Annotated in this window: 15 protein-coding genes; 1 reads left to right on the forward strand and 14 read right to left on the reverse strand. The window is 63.3% G+C overall.

The window, feature by feature from the left end; translation table 11 throughout:
* Positions 1-22: 22 nt before the first annotated feature.
* The 5 genes from O0882_RS17460 to O0882_RS17480 form a co-directional block, all read right to left on the reverse strand.
* Positions 23-4,222 (reverse strand): two-component regulator propeller domain-containing protein, encoded by a 4,200-nt coding sequence (locus O0882_RS17460; protein ID WP_289950009.1) that lies wholly within the window; start codon positions 4,220-4,222, stop codon positions 23-25.
* 87 nt (positions 4,223-4,309) lie between these two features.
* Positions 4,310-5,479, reverse strand: coding sequence for a patatin-like phospholipase family protein (locus tag O0882_RS17465; RefSeq protein ID WP_289950013.1), 1,170 nt, complete (start codon positions 5,477-5,479; stop codon positions 4,310-4,312).
* A 41-nt stretch (positions 5,480-5,520) separates the two neighbouring features.
* Positions 5,521-7,296, reverse strand: coding sequence for a gamma-glutamyltransferase (ggt, locus tag O0882_RS17470; RefSeq protein WP_289950015.1), 1,776 nt, complete (start codon positions 7,294-7,296; stop codon positions 5,521-5,523).
* An 84-nt stretch (positions 7,297-7,380) separates the two neighbouring features.
* A complete protein-coding gene (locus O0882_RS17475; protein WP_071078915.1) occupies positions 7,381-8,139 on the reverse strand; it encodes a 3-hydroxyacyl-CoA dehydrogenase in 759 nt (252 codons plus the stop codon).
* 156 nt (positions 8,140-8,295) lie between these two features.
* On the reverse strand, positions 8,296-8,739 hold the full coding sequence (locus tag O0882_RS17480) for a hypothetical protein (RefSeq protein ID WP_289950018.1): 444 nt from the start codon (positions 8,737-8,739) through the stop codon (positions 8,296-8,298).
* A 290-nt stretch (positions 8,740-9,029) separates the two neighbouring features.
* Between O0882_RS17480 and O0882_RS17485 the strand changes: the two genes are divergently transcribed.
* Complete coding sequence (locus tag O0882_RS17485) at positions 9,030-11,093, forward strand: TonB-dependent receptor (RefSeq protein WP_289950019.1); 2,064 nt, start codon at positions 9,030-9,032, stop codon at positions 11,091-11,093.
* Positions 11,094-11,096: 3 nt separating this feature from the next.
* Here the strand turns inward: O0882_RS17485 and O0882_RS17490 are convergent, their stop codons facing one another.
* The 9 genes from O0882_RS17490 to O0882_RS17530 form a co-directional block, all read right to left on the reverse strand.
* Positions 11,097-11,447, reverse strand: a complete 351-nt coding sequence (locus O0882_RS17490; RefSeq protein ID WP_289950021.1) for a glycine zipper family protein — start codon at positions 11,445-11,447, stop codon at positions 11,097-11,099.
* Positions 11,448-11,460: 13 nt separating this feature from the next.
* Positions 11,461-11,871, reverse strand: coding sequence for a hypothetical protein (locus O0882_RS17495; RefSeq protein WP_289950023.1), 411 nt, complete (start codon positions 11,869-11,871; stop codon positions 11,461-11,463).
* A 194-nt stretch (positions 11,872-12,065) separates the two neighbouring features.
* A complete protein-coding gene (locus O0882_RS17500; RefSeq protein WP_289950024.1) occupies positions 12,066-14,189 on the reverse strand; it encodes a sodium-translocating pyrophosphatase in 2,124 nt (707 codons plus the stop codon).
* Between the two features lie 195 nt (positions 14,190-14,384).
* Entirely contained in the window at positions 14,385-15,041 is a 657-nt protein-coding gene (gene adk, locus O0882_RS17505) for an adenylate kinase (protein WP_071078917.1), read from the reverse strand.
* Positions 15,042-15,286: 245 nt separating this feature from the next.
* Positions 15,287-16,042, reverse strand: coding sequence for a 3-deoxy-manno-octulosonate cytidylyltransferase (kdsB, locus tag O0882_RS17510; protein WP_289950026.1), 756 nt, complete (start codon positions 16,040-16,042; stop codon positions 15,287-15,289).
* A gap of 2 nt (positions 16,043-16,044) precedes the next feature.
* Positions 16,045-16,221 carry a Trm112 family protein gene (locus O0882_RS17515; protein WP_010395789.1) on the reverse strand — a complete coding sequence of 59 codons (177 nt, stop codon included), beginning with the start codon at positions 16,219-16,221 and terminating at the stop codon, positions 16,045-16,047.
* Complete coding sequence (gene lpxK, locus O0882_RS17520; protein WP_289950027.1) at positions 16,202-17,257, reverse strand: tetraacyldisaccharide 4'-kinase; 1,056 nt, start codon at positions 17,255-17,257, stop codon at positions 16,202-16,204. The genes O0882_RS17515 and lpxK overlap by 20 nt, the downstream gene beginning before the upstream one ends.
* A gap of 93 nt (positions 17,258-17,350) precedes the next feature.
* On the reverse strand, positions 17,351-17,791 hold the full coding sequence (locus O0882_RS17525; RefSeq protein WP_289950031.1) for a biopolymer transporter ExbD: 441 nt from the start codon (positions 17,789-17,791) through the stop codon (positions 17,351-17,353).
* Complete coding sequence (locus O0882_RS17530) at positions 17,788-18,390, reverse strand: MotA/TolQ/ExbB proton channel family protein (protein WP_116743522.1); 603 nt, start codon at positions 18,388-18,390, stop codon at positions 17,788-17,790. Before O0882_RS17530 ends, O0882_RS17525 begins: the two co-directional genes overlap by 4 nt.
* Between the last annotated feature and the right edge of the window lie 1,220 nt (positions 18,391-19,610).

Here is a 19,610-nt window from a genome sequence, read left to right on the forward strand (position 1 = left end):
TCGAAGGCCGGCATTGCCTATTTTACATTTCCTTGCCCGAAACGGCTATTTGCGCCAACAGTGCGCGCAATTGCGGCAAATGCAGGGCCACCTGGGTCCAGCGCCCGCCGTCCGCCGCCTCTTCCATTTCCGTGCACAGCATGTGCAGCTGCGTTTCGTCGAGATAGGCGGCGCTGCCCTTCAAGCCGTGCAGCAGACGCCCGGCACTGTCCCTGTCCTGCGCCGCCAGGGCAGCGTCGAGTTCGCGCAGGCGCCCCTCCAGGTCGGCGACGAAGGCGACGCGGATGCGCCGTTGCAGTTCACCGCTGCGGATGGACTGGGAGGGTGCCGCGACGGGGGCAGCCGGCGCGATACCGAACAGGGCATCGAGTTCGGCCTGCCCCCGCGGGGCGGCGCGCGGCACGTTCGACGGCATGCGCGGCAACATGAAACCGCGCTGCAGTTGGCGCTCGATGGCGCGCGCCAGCAAGGCATGCAGCGCCGCCTCGTCGACGGGTTTGCTGAGGAAATCATCCATGCCAACGCCAAGATAACGGCTGCGGTCTTCATCGCTGGCATTCGCCGTCAGGGCCACGATCATCAATTCCTGGTCGCGCACGGGCTGGTCCGGCCAGCCGCCCACGCGGATCAAACGCGTGGCCGTGGCGCCGTCCATCTCCGGCATGCGCCCGTCCATCAGGATCAGGTCATAGCGCGTATGCACGCACGCCGCCACCGCCAGCGCGCCGTTGGCGACCACATCGACCCTGTGCCCCAGTTCTTCGAGCATGACGCGGATGATGATCTGGTTGGTGGGGAAGTCTTCCGCGCACAGCACGCGCAACTGGTGGCTGTGCGGCGCCAGCGCCACCTGCGGCACCAGCGGCGGCGCCACGCCATCGGCCAGCGGCAAGGTGAAGGCAAAGGTGCTGCCCTGCCCCGGCGTGCTGGCCACCTCGATCTCGCCCTGCATCAGTTCGACCAGCTGGCGGCAGATCGCCAGGCCCAGCCCCGTGCCGCCGTAGCGCCGCGTGGTGCTGGCGTCGGCCTGCTCGAACTTCTGGAACAGGCGCGCCATCGCGTCCGCATCGATGCCGATGCCGCTGTCGCTGACCGTAAAGCGGATCAGGTTGACACGGCGTCCGCCGCTGCCGCTGGCCACGCCGGCCCGCTCGACGCAGACGCTGACGCCGCCACGCTGGGTGAACTTGAAGGCATTGCCGACCAGATTGACCAGCACCTGGCGCAAACGGGTCGGGTCGCCCACCACGAAGGGCGGCAGGTCGGGCGCAAAATCGATGGCAAAACCGATGCTGCGCGCGGCCGCCTGCTCCTCGAACAGGCTGACGACCGCCTCGATGGCCGCACCGAGCGCGAAGTCGATATTTTCGATACTCAGCTTGCCCGCCTCGATCTTGGAAAAATCGAGCAAGTCATTGATGATCACCAGCAGCGACTGGGCATTGGCCTGGCCGCGCAATATCTGCTCGCGCGTGGCATCGTGCAGCTGCTCGTCGCGCAGGGCAAAGCCCAGCATGCCGATCACGCCGGCCAGCGGCGTGCGCATCTCGTGGCTCATGTTGGCCAAAAATTCCGACTTCTGGCGCGTCGCATCCTCGGCCTTGCGCTTGGCCAGGCGCAGGCTTTCCTCGTTTTTCGTCAGGCTGCTGTTGACTTGCGCCAGCTTTTCCGACTGGGCCAGCACTTCGACTTCCTTGCTCTGCAACTCGGCCGTGCGTTCGCCGACCAGTTTTTCCAGCTCGTTCTGCTGGCGCCGCAGCGCGCGCACGCGCTGCCGGTAAGCGCCATACACGGCGCCCAGCAGCAGCGCCGTCATCAGGGTGCGAAACCACCAGGTTTTCCAGAACGGCGGCAGGATCGTGATGGCCAGCGTGGCGCCGCTCTCGTTCCACACGCCGTCCTTGTTGGCCGCCTTGACGCGAAACACATAATTGCCCGCATCGAGGTTGGTATAGGTGGCAAAGCGCCGCCCCGCATCCGTCATGACCCAGTCCTGGTCGAAGCCTTCTAACCGGTAGGCGAACATATTGCGCTGGGGCGCGGCGAAATGCAGGGCCGCGAACTCCAGCGAAAAGACGCTTTCGCGGCTGGTCAGCACCAGCTGGCGCGTATGGTCGATGGCCGTCCTGAGCACGTGCGCGAATTCGCCGCGGCCGATGGCCACCGGCTTGTTGAAGATCTGCAGTTCCGTGATGGCCACCAGCGGTGGCACGCGGTTGTCGTGGATATCCTGCGGCACGAACGCCGTCATGCCGTTAAAACCGCCGAAATACATGGTCCCATCGGCCGCGCGCAGGGCCGCGCCATCGAAGTACGAGCCTTCCACCGTGCCATCGGCGCTGTCGTAGTTGCGGAACAGGCCGCTACGCATGTCGAGCCGCGTGATGCCGCTATTCGTGCTCAGCCACAGTTGCTCGTTATCGTCGCCCAGGATACTGGCGACGGCATCGTCGGCCATGCCATCCTTGCGCAGGAAGCGCCGGAAGCGGATCTCGCCCTTGGCGTCGACATCCATGCGGTTCAAGCCATTGGCCGTGCCCACCCACAGCACGCCGCGCTTGTCCTCGTGCAGAAAATGCACTTCGTCGTGGCTGAGGCTATGCGGGTTTTGCGGATCGTGGCGGAAATGCCGGAAGTGGCCGCTGGCGCGGTCCAGCAAATCCAAACCGTGGAAAGAACCTATCCACAGCCGCCCCTTGCCGTCTTCCAGCACGGGCCGCACCATGTTGTCGGACAGGCTGTTCGGGTTGGCCGGATCGTGGCGGTAGGTAGTAAAGGCCCGGCTGGCGGGGTCGAAACGGTGCACGCCGCCCCGCGTCGAGACCCACAGCATGCCGCTGCGGTCGCTCACGATATTGCGGATGGTGTCGCTGTTCGGATCGCCAGCGGCAAAGCGCATGGTAAAAAAACGCCCGAGTGCCGGATCGAAGCGGTGCAAGCCCGTCGAGCCGCCCACCCACAGCACGCCGTCCGGCGCCTTGTACAGGGTGGTGACCTGCTCGTCGCGCGACATACCGGGCGAGCTGCGCAGGTCGAACAGGCGCGAGCTGCCGTCGCGCGTGTCGTACAGTTTCAAGCCGCCCTTGGTGGCCAGCCACAGCTTGCCATTGCCAGCGTCGGCCACGGCGCGCACTTTCTTGTCCGCCAGCGCGCCCACATCGCCGGGCGCACGCGCCATGCGCGAAAAGCCGCCGCTGCCCAGGTCGACCCGGCTCACGCCGTTGTACCAGGAGCCGACCCAGAAGGTGCCCGCGCGGTCGCGGTACAGCGACGACAGCTGGTTGTCGGCGACGCTGAATTTGTCGCCCGTCTGGTGCCGGTACTGCAGGAAGGTATCGCTCTCGGGCAGCCAGCGGAACAGGCCATCGGCATTGCTGCCCAGCCAGACGGTGGCGTCGATATCCTGGTACAGGCTGGCGACGCGAATGGCGGAAAAGCCCTGTTTTTCATTCAGGCGCAGGCGCGACTGCGGTGCCTGGCCGGCGCCGCCCAGGCGCCAGCGCTCGGCGCCGGCCATGGTGCCGATCCACAGATTCTGCTGGCGGTCCACCAGCAGCGACTGGATCACGTTATATTTTGAGCCGGGCTCCGTGTCGACGGCGAAATGCTCGAAGCGGTCGCTGCCCGGCGCCAGCATGTCCAGGCCCGTGACGGTGCCTATCCACAGGCGCCGTTGCGCGTCCAGCACCAGCGCCTTGATTTCATTGTCGCCCAGGCTGTGCGGGTTGCCTTCTTCATGGTGCCAGGTGCGGAAAGCGCCCGTGGCGGGGTCGAAATGCTGCAAGCCGTCCGAGGTCGCGATCCAGAAACCGCGCGCGCCATCGTCGAGGATGGCGTGGATGTGACGGTTGCCGTTGCCGCGCTTGCTCTTTTCGGCCGGGACGTAATGCGTGAAGGTCTGGCTGGCGGGGTCGAAGCGGTCCAGGCCATTGTCGGTGCCCACCCACAGCTGGCCCTGGCTATCGACATGCAGTTCGCCCACCCAGTTGTCGGCCAGGCTGGTCTTGTCGCCCTCGATATTCTTGTAGACGACCATGCGATAGCCGTCGTAGCGGCTCAGACCAGACTGGCTGCCGAACCACATATAGCCCTGCCGGTCCTGGGCGATGGCCAGCACCGATTCCTGCGCCAGGCCCTGGTCGACGCTGAGCTGATCGAAACGCAGGGTGGGCGCAGGCGCCGCCGAGGCCGGGCCGCCCGGCAGCAGCAAAGACAACAGCAATACCACTTCGCAAACACGTCGAAATACCAGCACAATCGTCCTGTCAAAAAAAACGCGAAAAACCCGCACGCCGCTCCAAGGGCCGTCTCAAGAACCAAAAAACGCCAGTACATCGTCCTTGCGGGCCTGCGTATCGCGCTGTCCAAGACGGATCAGCTCGTTAGTATACGTCGATTCGAACAATAAATACGATGCCAGCGCCGCGCCGCGCGCTTCGGCCGCACCGATGCCCGACAACATGGTGCGGATGGGACGCGGCAAACTGCCGATATGCCGGCTGGCGATGGCGTCGAGCCGCTCGGACGGCGCGATGACCAGCAATTCCACCGGCCGCAAGGCCGTCTTGCCCAGCAACTCGGGCGGCAGCATCGACAGGGTCAGGTTGATGCGGTTCAGGCGTTCGATGTCGACGGCCAGGCCATCGAGAAAGATCGACGACAGCGCGTGCCCGGCGATCTGCGCCAGACTGGGGTAGCGCGCCGCTTCGGCAGCGGCGGGCGCCGGTTCCGTCATGCGTCCCGCGCCCACCACCAGCACCTTGTTCGCCCCCAGGTGGATGGCCGGCGAGATCGGTGCCAGCTGGCGCATGGACCCATCGCCGCAGTATTCACGCTGGCCGCCCACGTACAGGGGCACGGCGGGAAAAATAAAAGGGATGGCGGCCGAGGCGAGCAAGTGTTCCACGCCGATCTGGTCTTGCAAGGCCAGCCGCTGCGTGCGCACCCACGGCGCGATCTCGGCCCCCGTCTGGTAAAACGTCATGTGGCGGCTGCCCGAATACGACGACGCCGTCACGGCCAGCGCATGCAGCAGCCCATCGGCCAGCGCCGCGTCCAGACGCGGCAGGTCGAGCATGCGGTGCAGCAGGCTGACCAGCGGAGTATTGTCGAGCAGGGAATTGGGCGGCGAGGCATGCCACTGGCGCAGCAGCCAGCCGAACGACAGCAGCGACAGCCAGCGCGCGCCCGAACGGATCACGCCCAGCGAATCGGCGCGGTAGACTTGCTCGACCTGGATATGCTGCCACACGTCGAGCAGCTTTTGCACACCCTCGCCGAAGTTGTCGGCCCGGCAGGCCAGCGCCGTGGCGTTGATCGCGCCGGCCGAGGTGCCGCAAATGATGTCGAACGGGTTGCGCGCCGGCGCCCAGCCCGCTTCCCACAATATCGCCGAAATTGCCTGCAGCACGCCCACCTGGTAGGCGGCACGGGCGCCCCCTCCCGTGAGTATCAAGCCTGTTTTATTTTGCATTCCCATGCCGGCAGATTAGCAGGGTCTTGATACTTTGTGGAAAAGTTTCAATCTCCTTTGACCATGCCTTCACGGCGTGGGTCGGCGCCGCCAAACCAGAAATCCTTGCCGTGCGCATTCAGGCGCATGATGCCCTGCAGGCCGGAATTCTGTTCGATGACGCGCACCTCGTGGCCCAGCGCTTGCAGCGCCTCGACCTGGGCGGCCGGCGCGCGGCCCTTTTCCAGCTCCGTCGGGCCGTTGCGGCTGCCGAAGTTCGGCAGGTTGATGGCCTGCTGCACGTTCAGGCCCCAGTCCATGGTGCCGACCAGCACCTTGGCGACATAATTGATGATGGACGAGCCCCCCGGGGAACCCGTCGCCAGCACCAGCTTGTGCGTGCCCTTTTCAAACACCAGCGTGGGCGACATGGCGCTGCGCGGACGCTTGCCCGCTTCGACTCTGTTGGCGATGGGGCCATCCGCATCGCGCGAATCGAACGAGAAATCCGTCAGCTGGTTATTCAGCAAGAATCCGTCGACCATCTGGCGCGAGCCGAACGCGTCTTCCACGCTGGTGGTCATCGACAGGCCGCCGCCGAAGGCGTCCACCGCCACCAGGTGCGACGTCGATGGGCGCTGCAAGGCGTTATCCATGCCCCACGCCACCTGCATGCCGGGCGGCGTGCCGGGCAAGGCTTTCACCATGGATTTGTCGCCGATCAGCGAGGCGCGCTGCGCCAGGTAGGTTTTATCCAGCATCGAGGCGATACCGTTGCCCGGCAGCGGCACGAAGTCCGTATCGGCCACGTAGCGGTTGCGGTCCGCGTAAGCCAGGCGCCCCGCTTCCGAAAACAAATGGATCGCCTGCACATCGAGCACGCCGTCGACGGGCGCATACGGGCGAATGTCCTTCACTTCCAGCATGCCCAGCATCTGCGCAATGGCGATGCCACCCGACGATGGCGGTGGCATGCCGCACACGGTCCAGGCCTTGTAGTCGCTGCACACGGGTTCACGCACCTTGGCGCGGTAGCCGGCGATGTCTGCCGCCGTCAGCTTGCCCGGATTGGTCGGGTGCGACGCCACTTTGGCAGCGATGTCGCGCGCGATGCGGCCCTGGTAAAAGGCGTCGGCGCCGCCACGTGAGATCTCGCGCAGGGTGCGCGCCAATTCCGGGTTCTTCAGCACATGGCCGACGGGCCAGGCCTTGCCCTCGCTGTCATAGAAATACGCGGCGGCGACGGGGTCGCGCTTCAGGGCCTGGTCCCAGTTCAGCAGGCCGTTGAGGCGCTGGCTGACGGGAAAGCCGCCGTGCGCCAGTTTGATGGCGGGGGCGAACAGGGTCGCCCACGACAGCTTGCCGTGCTCCTTGTGCGCCAGTTCCAGCATGCGCAGCACGCCCGGCGCGCCCACGGAACGCCCGCCCACCACGCCCGTGGCGCGCGAGACGGGGCTGCCGTCGGCATTCTGGAACAGGTGTTCGTCGGCGGCGGCGGGCGCCGTTTCGCGCCCGTCGAACGCTTGTACGCCCTTGTCGGTCGAGTACAGCAGGAAGGCGCCGCCGCCGATGCCCGACGATTGCGGTTCGACCAGGGTCAGCACCAGCTGCGTGGCGATGGCCGCGTCGATGGCGCTGCCGCCTTTTTTCAGCATCTGGTAGCCGGCATCGGCGGCCAGCGGATTGGCGGCGGCGACCATGAATTTCTGCGCTGCCCAACCACTTTTTTCCGCATACGCGGTGGCGATTTCCGGCGCCTTTTGCGGCACTTCGGCAAAGGAAGGATGGGCAGCCAAGGCTCCCAGCAAGGTCAGGCTCAGCGCCAGCGGCTTCAATGTGATCATGGATTCTCCGATAAAAAAAGGGCGCACAGCCGAGCAAGGCTGTACGCCCCATACGGGGGTATCCTACATCAAATCACGCCGGGCTTATTTGGGCTGCATGCGGATCGCGCCATCCAATCTAATTGTTTCGCCATTGAGCATGACGTTTTCCACGATGGCTTTCACCAGTTGCGCATACTCGCCGGGCTTGCCCAGGCGCGATGGAAACGGCACCATCTTGCCCAGCGCGTCCTGCACTTCGGCCGGCATGCCCAGCAGCATCGGCGTCTCGAAAATGCCGGGTGCCACCGTCATCACGCGGATGCCGTTGCGCGACAGGTCGCGCGCCATCGGCAGGGTCAGGCCCACCACGGCCGCCTTCGACGATGCATACGCGGCCTGGCCGATCTGGCCATCGTAGGCCGCCACGGACGCCGTGTTGATGATGATGCCGCGCTCGCCTTCAGCGGTCGCATCCTGTTTCGCCATGGCATCGGCCGCCAGGCGGCACATATTGAAGGTGCCCACCAGGTTGATGTTGACGACTTTCTGGAACAGGGCCAGCGGATGCGGGCCATCCTTGCCCACGGTCTTCACGGCCGGCGCCACGCCGGCGCAGTTGACCAGGCCGCGCAAGGTACCCAGCTTACCTGCCGCTGCCACCACGGCCATGCCGTCTTCTTCCGACGTGACATCGCACTGCACGAACACGCCGTTCAGTTCAGCGGCCAGCGCCTGGCCCGCCTCCGTCTGCACATCGGCCAGCACGACCTTGCCGCCAGCGGCCGTCAGCATGCGCGCCGTGGCGGCGCCCAAACCCGATGCGCCGCCCGTGATGATGAATACATTGTCCTGAATCTGCATGAAATCTCCTGAGTGATGAGGGCCGTGTTCCCGGCGCCCGATGGTTGCATGGTGCATGATGCCATCATTACGTTTACGTAAACGTAATGTCGGCGACAATTGTAGCCACTTTTACGCGCGTTCAGCGAAAACTTGCAACGGCAACCAGTGGCAAGGCTAAAAACACTGCATGAAAGCGCCGTTGCGGTGGCAGATGCGCCCGTTGGCATCGAGCGTGGCATTGCCCGCGCCGTTGTAGCGCGCGCCGGCCGCATCGCGGCAACCGCCCGTGTCGCAGGCACCGATGGGCTGCGGCGCGCGCGGCATGGGCACGCTCGGGCTGGGCGGCAGGGGTGCCATGGGCACGACGGGTGGCGCCGTGCGCTGCACGGGCATGCGGCCGATTACCTGCCCCACGGAACGGCGCGGCTGCACGGGCGGCGCCGGGCGGCACGGTTCCACGGCCAGCTTGCCGCTGTCGCGCGGGTCGAGCTGGCACACGGGCAAGGACTCAGGCAAGGACTCGGCCGGCGCCGCCGGCTCCTGCGCCCAGGCATGGCCGCCAGCCAGCAGCCACATGCCGCAGGCCAGCGCCGACATCATTTTGATCATCGTCTTCATGCTGCCTCCCCAAACACCGATCACACTACTTTCATTATTGGCATACGCCGCGCCAGATGCCAGCCAGGGTAACACTCTCACGTTTGCACGTGCCGCACACCACCGATGCGCACCTTGCAACGGTGTTTTATTTCCTTTCAGCACTTTCCTTCTTGCCAGTATGGCATTACAATAAGAACGATTCTTATTCTCATTAGCGGAATTCGAGCGCAGTTTATTCTCTTTTCATTCATTTATACCCGAGCCACCCGGAAGGCAGCCAGGAAATAACAACATCCGGAAAGTCCACCATGACCAAGCGTAGTCCCGCCATCGTAGCCCCCGTCGCCGCTCCCGCCCGTGCCGCCCTGCTCCTGCCCTGCCTGCTGTCGCTGGCCGTCAGCAGCGCCTGGGCCGAAGGCAATGTGGCCGCCGATCCCACCATGAACACGGTAGTCGTTACCGCATCGGGCACGGCCATCGACATCAAGGATGCGCCGGCCAGTATCAGCGTCATCACGCGCGAGGAAATCGAGCGCCAGCCCGTGTATGACCTCAACACCCTGCTGCGCCGCATCCCCGGCGTGACGGGTGGCACCAGCCCCACGGGCGAGGAATCGAAGATCAAGCTGCGCGGCTTGCCCGATAAATACACCTTGATCCTGGTCGATGGCAAGCGCATGGGCAGCTCGGCCGACACGGCTTACCGTCCCGACCTGGGGCGCCAGGACTTGAACTGGATCTCGCCCGAGATGATCGAGCGCATCGAAGTGGTGCGCGGCCCCATGTCCTCGCTGTACGGCTCGGACGCCATGGGCGGCGTGATCAACATCATCACGCGCAAGGTGCCGGGCAAGTGGAACGGGTCGGCCACGGCCAACTACACGCAGCCGCAGGACAGCGGCCGCGGCACGGCGCACCAGCTGGGCGTGAACCTGGCTGGCCCCCTGTCGGAGTCAGTGGGCATGCGCATCGGCGTAGCGCAATCGAAGCAAAATCCCGATGAGCGCAGCAGCGGCAAGGCGGGCGGCATCGGCGGCGAGCGCAACCAGACGGTCACAGGCCAGCTGAATTGGGCACTGAATAACAAGCACAGCCTGTCGCTGGACGCCAGCTATGGCCGCCAGGAAGCGAGCGATTCGCCCACCGTCGACGCCAATGGCAGGCCACTGTTCGGAGCCTGGGGCGCCAGCAAGCTGATACGCAAGAGCGCCAGCCTCGGCTATGAAGGCCGCTATGACTTCGGCAAGGCCAAGGTCAACCTGTACCACAACGATTATGACAACCAGTTCATCGGCACGGTGGCCAAGTCCAAGGACAGCACCCTGGACGCGACCCTGGAAAAACGCCTGGGCTGGGGCATCGAGCAATTGCTGGTGATGGGCGGCCAATGGAAACACCAGGAATTGACGAATACGGACACCATCGGCACCGTGCCCACCGATTACCTGGGCAATCCCGTGAGCGGCGCGACCTTGTCCGGCACCACCTCGGCCCTGTTCGCGGAAGATCAACTATTCCTGCGCGAAAACTTGACGGCCACGGCCGGCCTGCGCCTGGATCACCACAGCAAGTTCGGCAACCACTACAGCCCGCGCCTGTACCTGGTGTACCACCCACTACCTGCCTGGACCATCAAGGGCGGCGTGTCGCAAGGCTTCCGCGCCCCAAGCCTGAAGGAAAATTCGCCAGGCGCCGCCACCCAGTCGGGCGGCAACGGCTGCAACGGCTTGCGCCCGATGGGCTACATCACGGGCGGTTGCTACATGGCCGGCAATGCGGACTTGAAGCCGGAAACGAGCACGGCGGCCGAATTCGGCGTGGCGTATGAACACAACGGCTGGGATGCAGGCTTGACGTATTTCCACACGGATTTCAAGAACAAGATCGACTACACGCCGCTGGGTTTCTTCCAGGGAGAATGGTGGACCAAGATGACCAACATCCAGAAGGCGCGCACCAGCGGGCTGGAAGGTACGTTGACCATTCCGCTGACGAAGAACCTGAACTGGCGTAACAACCTGACCTATATGGCGGAAGCAAAAAACCTGACGACAGGCGTCAACCTGCTGTCGACACCGAAAGTGTCGCTGTATTCGGCGCTGGGCTGGCAAGTGAACGATCAGTTGTTTGGCGAAGTGTCGGCCCAGTACACGGGCAAGGAACTGGACGCCGAAGCGCGCTCCTCGACGCGCCGCAAGCCCAACAAGGCCTACACCATCGTCGATGCCATCGTGTCTTACAAGATCACGCCAAACTGGACCGTGCGCGGCGGCGTGGAAAATCTGTTCAAGAAGGGACCGGCCAACGATGGCCTGGTCTCCTACTACGTGCCGGGACGGCGCATGTTCGTCGGCCTGACCTCGCGTTTTTAAGGTCTAATAGCGGGGCGGCGGCGTATCAGGTGGCGGCGTGGCGGCATTCGCCGGGACGCCGCTCAGCATCTGTCCGGCCACGGGCACCTTGTGGCCACTCGCATACATGCATTGCTGATAGGCATTATCGTAGCGGCGCTGCATGCCATACGATGAACTGTCGGCCGCGCCCGTGCCCGCCAGCTGCGCCTGCGCATAGCCACGGCAACTGCCGTCATCGCCGCGGAACTGTTCAAGACTCTTGCCCGTGCCCGGCAAGACCATGGCCGACGGCCCTTCCGGCAGCACCGTGCAAGCGGTCAGCAAGAGGGGCGCCAGCAAGCCGGCACGCCCCATCAACGCTCTCGTGTTCATGCTCATCTCCCCGTCAGCGCACGCTGGTCGGCAACACGGCACGCCATGCCGTACTGCAATTTTTCACGTAGGGGTAATAGCCCTGCGGCCGCGCGCAGTAGTACCACAGTTGCGCGGTCGGCTCGCCGCCCTGCTCGATGTAGACGGGCGGCGGCTGCACGACCAGCGTGCGGCCATATGGATAAGGATAGCCATACCACGGGTCGCCATACCAGCCCGGCCCATAGCCGTACCACCAGGGCGAGCCCACCCAGACGCCCACGTGCGAACGGCCGTGGAAGTGGCCGTGGCCGCCGTGGAAACCGCCATGGCCGCCGTGTCCGGAATGCCCCCCGGGCGCGGCCCAGGCGCCGCCCGCCACCGCCAGTCCCATCACCGCTGCCAGCGCCAGCGACGCCCAGCGGCCTGTGTTATTGCTGTCCATGACATCCTCCTGCCATCCATGCCAGACTGTGTAAAGCTCACCCCATTATTGGCAGAGGGCGGGCACAAGCAAAGGCGCCGTAACAATTGCTCACCTTTGATACGCTGAAGATATGGACGGCAGGAAAGTTTCTCAGGCACAAAACGCAAACAGCCCCGCGGCGCTGGCCACGGGGCTGCAGGAAACGCGCCTTCTTATTGCGCGGGCAAGCTTTGCACGGGTGTGGCCGGCGCCAGGATGGGCGGCACGGGCGCGTGGATGGGCGCCGGCGCCTTGACGGCCAGCCAGCCCGTGGCCGGCAGCAGCGGCACCAGCAGCAGGGCCACGATATTGATGATCTTGATCAAGGGGTTCACTGCCGGACCGGCCGTATCCTTGTACGGGTCACCCACCGTGTCGCCCGTGACGGCCGCCTTGTGCGCGTCCGACCCCTTGCCGCCGAAGTGGCCATCCTCGATGTATTTCTTGGCGTTGTCCCAGGCGCCGCCGCCCGTGGTCATGGAAATGGCCACGAACAGGCCCGTGACGATGGTCCCCATCAACAGGCCGCCCAGCGCCGCTGGCCCCAGCAGCATGCCGACGACGATGGGCACTACCACCGGCAGCAGCGAGGGCACGATCATTTCACGGATGGCCGACGCCGTCAGCATGTCGACGGCCTTGTCGTATTCGGGCCGCGCCGTGCCTTCCATGATGCCCTTGATGTCGCGGAACTGCCGGCGCACTTCCACCACCACGGCACCGGCCGCGCGGCCCACGGCTTCCATCGCCATGGCGCCGAACAGATACGGTATCAGGCCGCCGATGAAGAGGCCGACGATGACCATGGGGTTCGACAGGTCGAACGTAATGTGATGGCCCACCGATTCAAGCGCATGCGTGTAGTCGGCAAACAGCACCAGCGCGGCCAGTCCGGCCGAACCGATGGCGTAGCCCTTGGTGACGGCCTTGGTGGTGTTGCCCACGGCGTCGAGCGGATCGGTGATGGCGCGCACGGAGTCGGGCAAGCCCGACATTTCCGCGATGCCGCCCGCGTTATCCGTGATGGGGCCATACGCGTCGAGCGCGACGATGATGCCCGCCATCGACAGCATGGCCGTGGCGGCGATCGCAATGCCGTACAGACCGGCCAATTGATACGAGACGAGGATGGCGACGCAGACGGCCAGCACCGGATACGCCGTGGACTTCATCGACACGCCCAGGCCGGCGATGATATTCGTGCCGTGGCCCGTCGTCGACGCTTCGGCGATGTGGCGCACGGGCTTGAAATCCGTGCCCGTGTAGTACTCGGTGATGTACACCATCAGGCCCGTGAGCACGATACCGACGACGGTGGCGCCCAGCATCTTGTAGCGCATGGCGTCGTCGGGCCACAGCAGCCACGTCACCACGGCAAAGCCGACCAGGGAGAGGCCGGCGGCCCACCACAGTCCCGTGTACAGAGCCGACATGATCTTCGCGCCCGGCTTGGTCTTCACCATCGAGCAGCCGACGATGGAGCCGAGGATGGAAACGGCGCCCAGCAGCAGCGGATAGATGATGGCCGTGCTGCTGGCCTCTGCCATCAGCAGTGCGCCCAGCAGCATGGTGGCGATCAGGGTCACGACATAGGTTTCGAACAGGTCGGCCGCCATGCCGGCGCAGTCGCCCACGTTGTCGCCCACGTTGTCGGCGATGACGGCCGGATTGCGCGGATCATCCTCGGGGATGCCCGCCTCCACCTTGCCCACCAGGTCCGCGCCCACGTCGGCGCCCTTGGTGAAGATGCCGCCGCCGAGCCGCGCGAAGATGGAAATGAGCGAGGCGCCAAACGCCAGGCCGATCAGCGGCTTGATCAGGTCATGCTGGGTCAGGCCGGGCGCGCCCGTCGTCACCAGCAGCCAGTAGAACAGGGTCACGCCCAAGAGGCCCAGGCCGACCACCAGCATGCCGGTGATCGCGCCGCCCTTGAAGGCCACGTTCAGGGCCTGGTTGATGCCCAGCGTGGCCGCCTGCGCCGTGCGCACATTCGCCCGCACCGAGACATTCATGCCGATGAAGCCGCAGGCGCCCGACAGCACGGCGCCGATCAAAAAGCCCAGCGCCGTGTGCAGGCCAAGCAGCGCATAGATGGCGATCAGCAGCACCACGCCGACAAACGCGATGGTGCGGTACTGGCGCGCCAGGTAGGCGGCCGCGCCCTGCTGGATGGCCAGCGCGATTTCCTGCATGCGCGCGTTGCCGGGATCCTGGCGCAGAATCCAGCTACGCGACACCAAACCGTAAATGACTGCGACCACGCCGCAGGCTACCGCAAACCACAAACTGGCTGCCATATCGTCCCCTTCTGTTTTTATCCGACGTCATTGCCAACAGCTGCAGACCGCACCGGGTAGGCACGCGCAGCCAGGAAAACACGACCTGCAAAAAACCTGAACCACGAAAACGTTATGCATCCAGCCATGCTGGCAGTCTGCCTGAAAAGCGGGCAGAAAAAAAGCGGACACTCAGGTCCGCTTTTGAAAAACTGCTTATTCCGCCAGGGCGGCAAAGGCGCTGTCGCGGATTTGCTCGACCGGACCGACGCCGGCGATGCGGCGGTATTTCGGCGCGCCCGGCAGGCCGGACTTGGCCCAGTCGTTGTAGTAGCCGAGCAGGACCTTGGTCTGGTTGTGGTAGACGTCCAGGCGCTTCTTGACCGTTTCCGCCTTGTCGTCGTCGCGCTGGATCAGCGGTTCGCCCGTGATGTCATCGACGCCGTCGACCTTCGGCGGGTTGAACTTGACGTGGTAGACACGGCCCGAACCGGGGTGGCTGCGGCGGCCGTCCATGCGCTCGATGATCGACGCGTCAGGCACGTCGATTTCCAGCACGTAGTCGACATTGATGCCGGCATCTTTCATGGCGTCCGCTTGCGCGATGGTGCGCGGGAAGCCGTCAAACAGGTAGCCATTGGCGCAATCGGCTTCCTGCAGGCGGTTCTTGACCAGGCCGATCATGATGTCATCCGACACGAGGCCGCCCGCATCCATGACTTTTTTCGCTGCCAGGCCCAGTTCCGTGCCTTCCTTGATCGCCGCGCGCAGCATGTCGCCCGTGGAGATTTGTGGAATGTTGTATTTTTCTTTGATGAAGTTAGCTTGGGTGCCCTTGCCGGCACCGGGTGCTCCTAAAAGTATCAGACGCATTGAAAGTTCCTAAAAAACAGATTTTGGATGGTGGTATGTGTGATTATTTTTTTTAGATGATGTTGCTATGGCTATCTTTCCCTACGAAACTTACCACAAAAAATCCCCGGAGCGCCAGTTTGCTATCGAATTGCTATGCCCTGATTGATCAAAGCCAGCAATTAGCGAGACGGACGTTTCAAAATGTGGTTTTTACTGCAGGCGCACAAATTACATTTGCACGCCTGCCGTTTTGCGGGTAGCGCCTACAGGGCGCCGTAGTGGGCTTGCACCCTGGCAAGATCTTCCGGCGTGTCGACGCCGGCGGCCGGGGCCGAGTCCGTGACATGCACGGCGATGGCAACACCGTGCCACAGCACGCGCAACTGCTCCAGCGCCTCGATGGCTTCCAGCGGCGAAACAGACAATTGCGGGTATTCCTGCAAAAACGCATTGCTGTAGGCATACAGGCCGATATGGCGCAGCGGCACATAGCCGGCCGGCAGGCTGTCTTTCGACTGCGCGAAGCCGTCGCGGTGCCACGGAATCGTCGCGCGCGAGAAATACAAGGCGCGGCCGTTCTTGTCCAGCACCACCTTGACGACGTTCGGATTGAAGGCCTCAAGCACATCGTGCAGCGGATGGGCACACGTGGCCATGGGCACGGTACTGCTGATCTGCGCCGCGCAGGCGGCCAGCAGGCCCGGATCGATCAGCGGTTCGTCGCCCTGCAGGTTGACGACGACGGCGTCCGGCGGCAAAGCGAGCGTGCGCGCCACTTCGGCGATGCGGTCCGTGCCCGACGGATGATCGCTGCGCGTCATGCACACTTCCACGCCATGCGCGGCGCAGGCGGCGCGAATGGATTCATGGTCGGTGGCGACGATGACGCGCGCGGCGCCAGACAGGGCTGCCTGCTCGGCCACGCGCACCACCATGGGCTTGCCGCCCAGGTCGGCCAGCGGCTTGCCCGGCAGGCGCGTCGAGGCCAGACGGGCCGGGATGATGACGATGAACGCCATCGTTATTCCACTGCGTCTTGCAGGGTACGCGCTTCGTCCGCCCACATGATGGGGATGCCATCACGGATAGGATAGGCCAGGCGGTCGGCGCGGCAAATCAGTTCCTGCGCCTTTTTATCGTGTTCAAGCGGACCCTTGCAAACAGGGCAGACCAGGATATCAAGCAGTCGAGCGTCCACGACATTTCTCCACAATTTGTTGGGCCAGCGCGCTATCGATGCGCGCACTGACGGGGACGACCCACAGTCTCGGGTCATCTTTGAGATATTCAATTTGCGCACATTTTACTGCATCCTTCTCGGTGATCAAGATCAGATCCGTGTCGAGTGCCGCAAATGGCTGGTCGAGGAAGTCATGGTGGTCGGGCAAAGGCAGTTCCGTAAAATCCAGTCCGGCGCCGCGCAGCATGGCAAAGAAGCGCTGCGGATTGCCAATGCCGGCCGCCGCCACGATGCGCTGGCCGCTGGCCGCCAGGGTTTCAAGCGGCAGGCTTTCGCCGCGGTTCGCCATGCGTTCGGCCACGCCACCGGCCAGCAGCATCTGCACCACCAGAGTGCCCTGTGGCGCGACACGGGCAACGAGATCCGGTGCCAGCTCCGGCGCATTGATCACCGTCACATCGCGCCGGCGGCGCGGCGATTCGCGCAAGGGACCGGCTGGCAGCAGCCAGCCATTACCGGCGCCGCGACCGTCGAACAGCACGATTTCCACGTCGCGCTGCAAGGCGTAATGCTGCAAGCCGTCGTCCGTCACCAGCACGTCGACGTCCGGATGCGCCGCCAGCAACGCCCTGCCCGCTAGCGCGCGGTCGCGCCCCACCATCACGGGGCAGCCGCCGCGCTGGAAGATCAGCAGCGGCTCGTCGCCCACCTGCTGCGGCGTGGAAGCTGCTGTCACTGCGCGCGGCAGCCTGTCGGCGCTGCCATGGCCGCGCGAAATGACGCCCGGGCGCATGCCCGCATCGCGCAAGGCTTGCACCAGCCAGATCGTCAACGGCGTCTTGCCCGTGCCGCCGATAAAAATATTACCGACGACGACGACGGGCACGGGCAGGCGCGTCGATGTCAACAGGCCGGCGCGGTACAGGCCACGCCGCACGGCACTCAAGGCGCCGAACAGCAGGGAAACTGGCCACAGCGCGCACGCCAGCGGGCCGCGCGTCAGCCAGGCGCGGGTCAATGTGGTTTCAAGCTTGGCGGGGGAGGATGTGGGCATGGGTGTCAACTAAAATTGGAACCCAAAATCAACACCTGGGGTCGGACCCTGAGGGTCCGACCCCGGCACTTCGGTTGGGGTTGGAGGTTTGCCTTACTTGCCACCGGCCTGCGCCGCAAACGTCAGCTTTTCATAGCCGGCCAGGCGCGCCGCTTCCATCACGTGGACGACCATCTGGTGCATGGCGAACTGGTCGGCGTTGACCACCACCACGGGCGTCTGCGCGGGCGACTTGCCGCCGTTGGCCGCCTTGGCCGCGTTTTGCAGGGCATCGGCCAGGCCGGCCACGTCGCGGAACGAGACGGGTTCGCGGTTCACCGTGTAATTACCCTTGGCATCGATGGTGACGTCGATCTGCTGCGGCTTGTCCTTGGCTTGCTCGGCGTCGGCCGTCGGCAAGGTGATCTGCAGCTCCGTAAATTTGCTGTAGGTGGTGCTGACCATCAGGAAGATCAGGATCACCAGCAGCACATCGATGAACGGGATCAGGTTGATTTCGGGGTCTTCCCGCCCCTTGCCTTTGCGGAAGTTCATTGGCGGCCACTGTGGACGATGTCGACGAACTTGACCGCTTGCTGCTCCATGTCAATGACGAAGCTGTCGACGAGGGCGCGGAAGTGGCGGTAGAAGATCAGAGCCGGCATGGCGATGGCCAGGCCAAACGCGGTGTTGTACAGGGCGACGGAAATACCGTGCGACAGCGCCGAGTTCGACGCGGTGGCGCCGGGCGAGGCAAAAATCTCGATCATGCCGATCACCGTGCCAAACAGGCCCATCAGCGGCGCCAGGGTGGCGATGGTGCCCAGGGTCGTCAGGAAACGTTCCAGCGTGTGGGCCACGCCACTGCCCGCCTCTTCGATCGATTCCTTCATCACCTCGCGCGGCGCGTCCACATTGCGCAGGGCGGCGGCCAGCACCACACCCAGCGGCGAATTGTCTTCCAGCTTGGCTACCGTGTCCGGCGTGATCTTGCCGCTGCGATACACCTGCACCACTTCATCGAACAGCTTGCGGGGCAGGATCTTGGCGCGTCGCAAATACAGCAGGCGCTCGATGATCAGGGCCAAGGCGACGATGGAAGCGATCAACAACAGCCAGATGGGCCAGCCAGCGGCTTGAAATATAGCGAGCAAAAGAAACTCCTGGTAAAGGGAAGGCGGTGAACCGCCCGAACAGCTTGTATTGTACCGAGCGCCGAAGACCGATTGTACGTCCGCGCAGGAATGGCGCAATGTAGCGCGTTGCCGCGCCGGCGGCAAGTGGCGCCCGCATGCGTACTTGTCCACACCGCGCGGCGAGCGGGCGCGGCCAGCGCACAGTTCTGCACACTTTGTGTGGATAAGATTGTGAGCAAGCATGAAGTCCAGCATGCAAGTGCTTGATTCACATGGAAAATATCGTTCTGCGCAAAATACAGGCATAGCAGCTTATCGACAGTAGTCAATGTCAACAAATTAATAGTTATAGAGTTCTGCACATTTACTGTGGACAAGATTGTGCGCAAAGCCAAGGAATTAAATTAAGTCATTGATTTTAAAGGATATTAAGTCAATGCGTAAAAAAGTGGCAGGCAGAGCGAAACACGCGGCATTTCAAACGTCAAAGTTCTGCACACAATCTGTGGACAAGATTGTGCGCAAGCGCAAGAATAGATGCCAAGTACCTTGATTTATATCGTTTTTATTTCCCTGCATAAAAAAATAGCAGGGCGTGAAAAACGGAGGTTTTCATGCCAAAAACCATCGTCAAACAATACTTTTCCACCGAAAATGCAGTTCCACACATAAAGTGTGGATAAGATTGTGAGCAAGCCGATTGACTCCCTGCAAGACCCTTGATTTAAAAGGAGTTTTTTTCAATGCTTAAAAATAAGGCAGCGATGCTACCTGTGCATGCAGTGGAAAACCCGGACAAACCACGAAACGGTTTATGCAGTTTTGCACACATTCTGTGGATAAGATTGTGAGCAAGGCGTACACCTGGATGCTACACCCTTGATTTATATGGTTATTTTTATGCTGCGCAAAATTCAGGCAAGCCATGCCATGGCCGTTTCAGTGGATCATTCACGCGCCGGCGCCGAGTTCTGCACATTTTTTGTGGATAAGATTGTGCGCAAGGCCATGCATGGCATACTAAGCACTTGATTCCTATGTACTTTATTTCCGTGCGTAAAAATGTGGCAGGGCATTTTCTTTTACCGAAAGGGGCCTGTCCGGCAACAATTATCCAAGGCAAAAAGTTCCGCACACTTTCTGTGGATAACTTTGTGCGTAAGTGGCAGGGGCTGCACTGATGTACTTGATATTAAAGGTTTTTTTCCCTGTGCACGCAAATCAGGCATACGGGAATT

The sequence above is a fragment of the Janthinobacterium sp. SUN073 genome (assembly GCF_030397665.1).
In the GTDB taxonomy this organism is placed as follows: Bacteria; Pseudomonadota; Gammaproteobacteria; order Burkholderiales; family Burkholderiaceae_D; genus Janthinobacterium.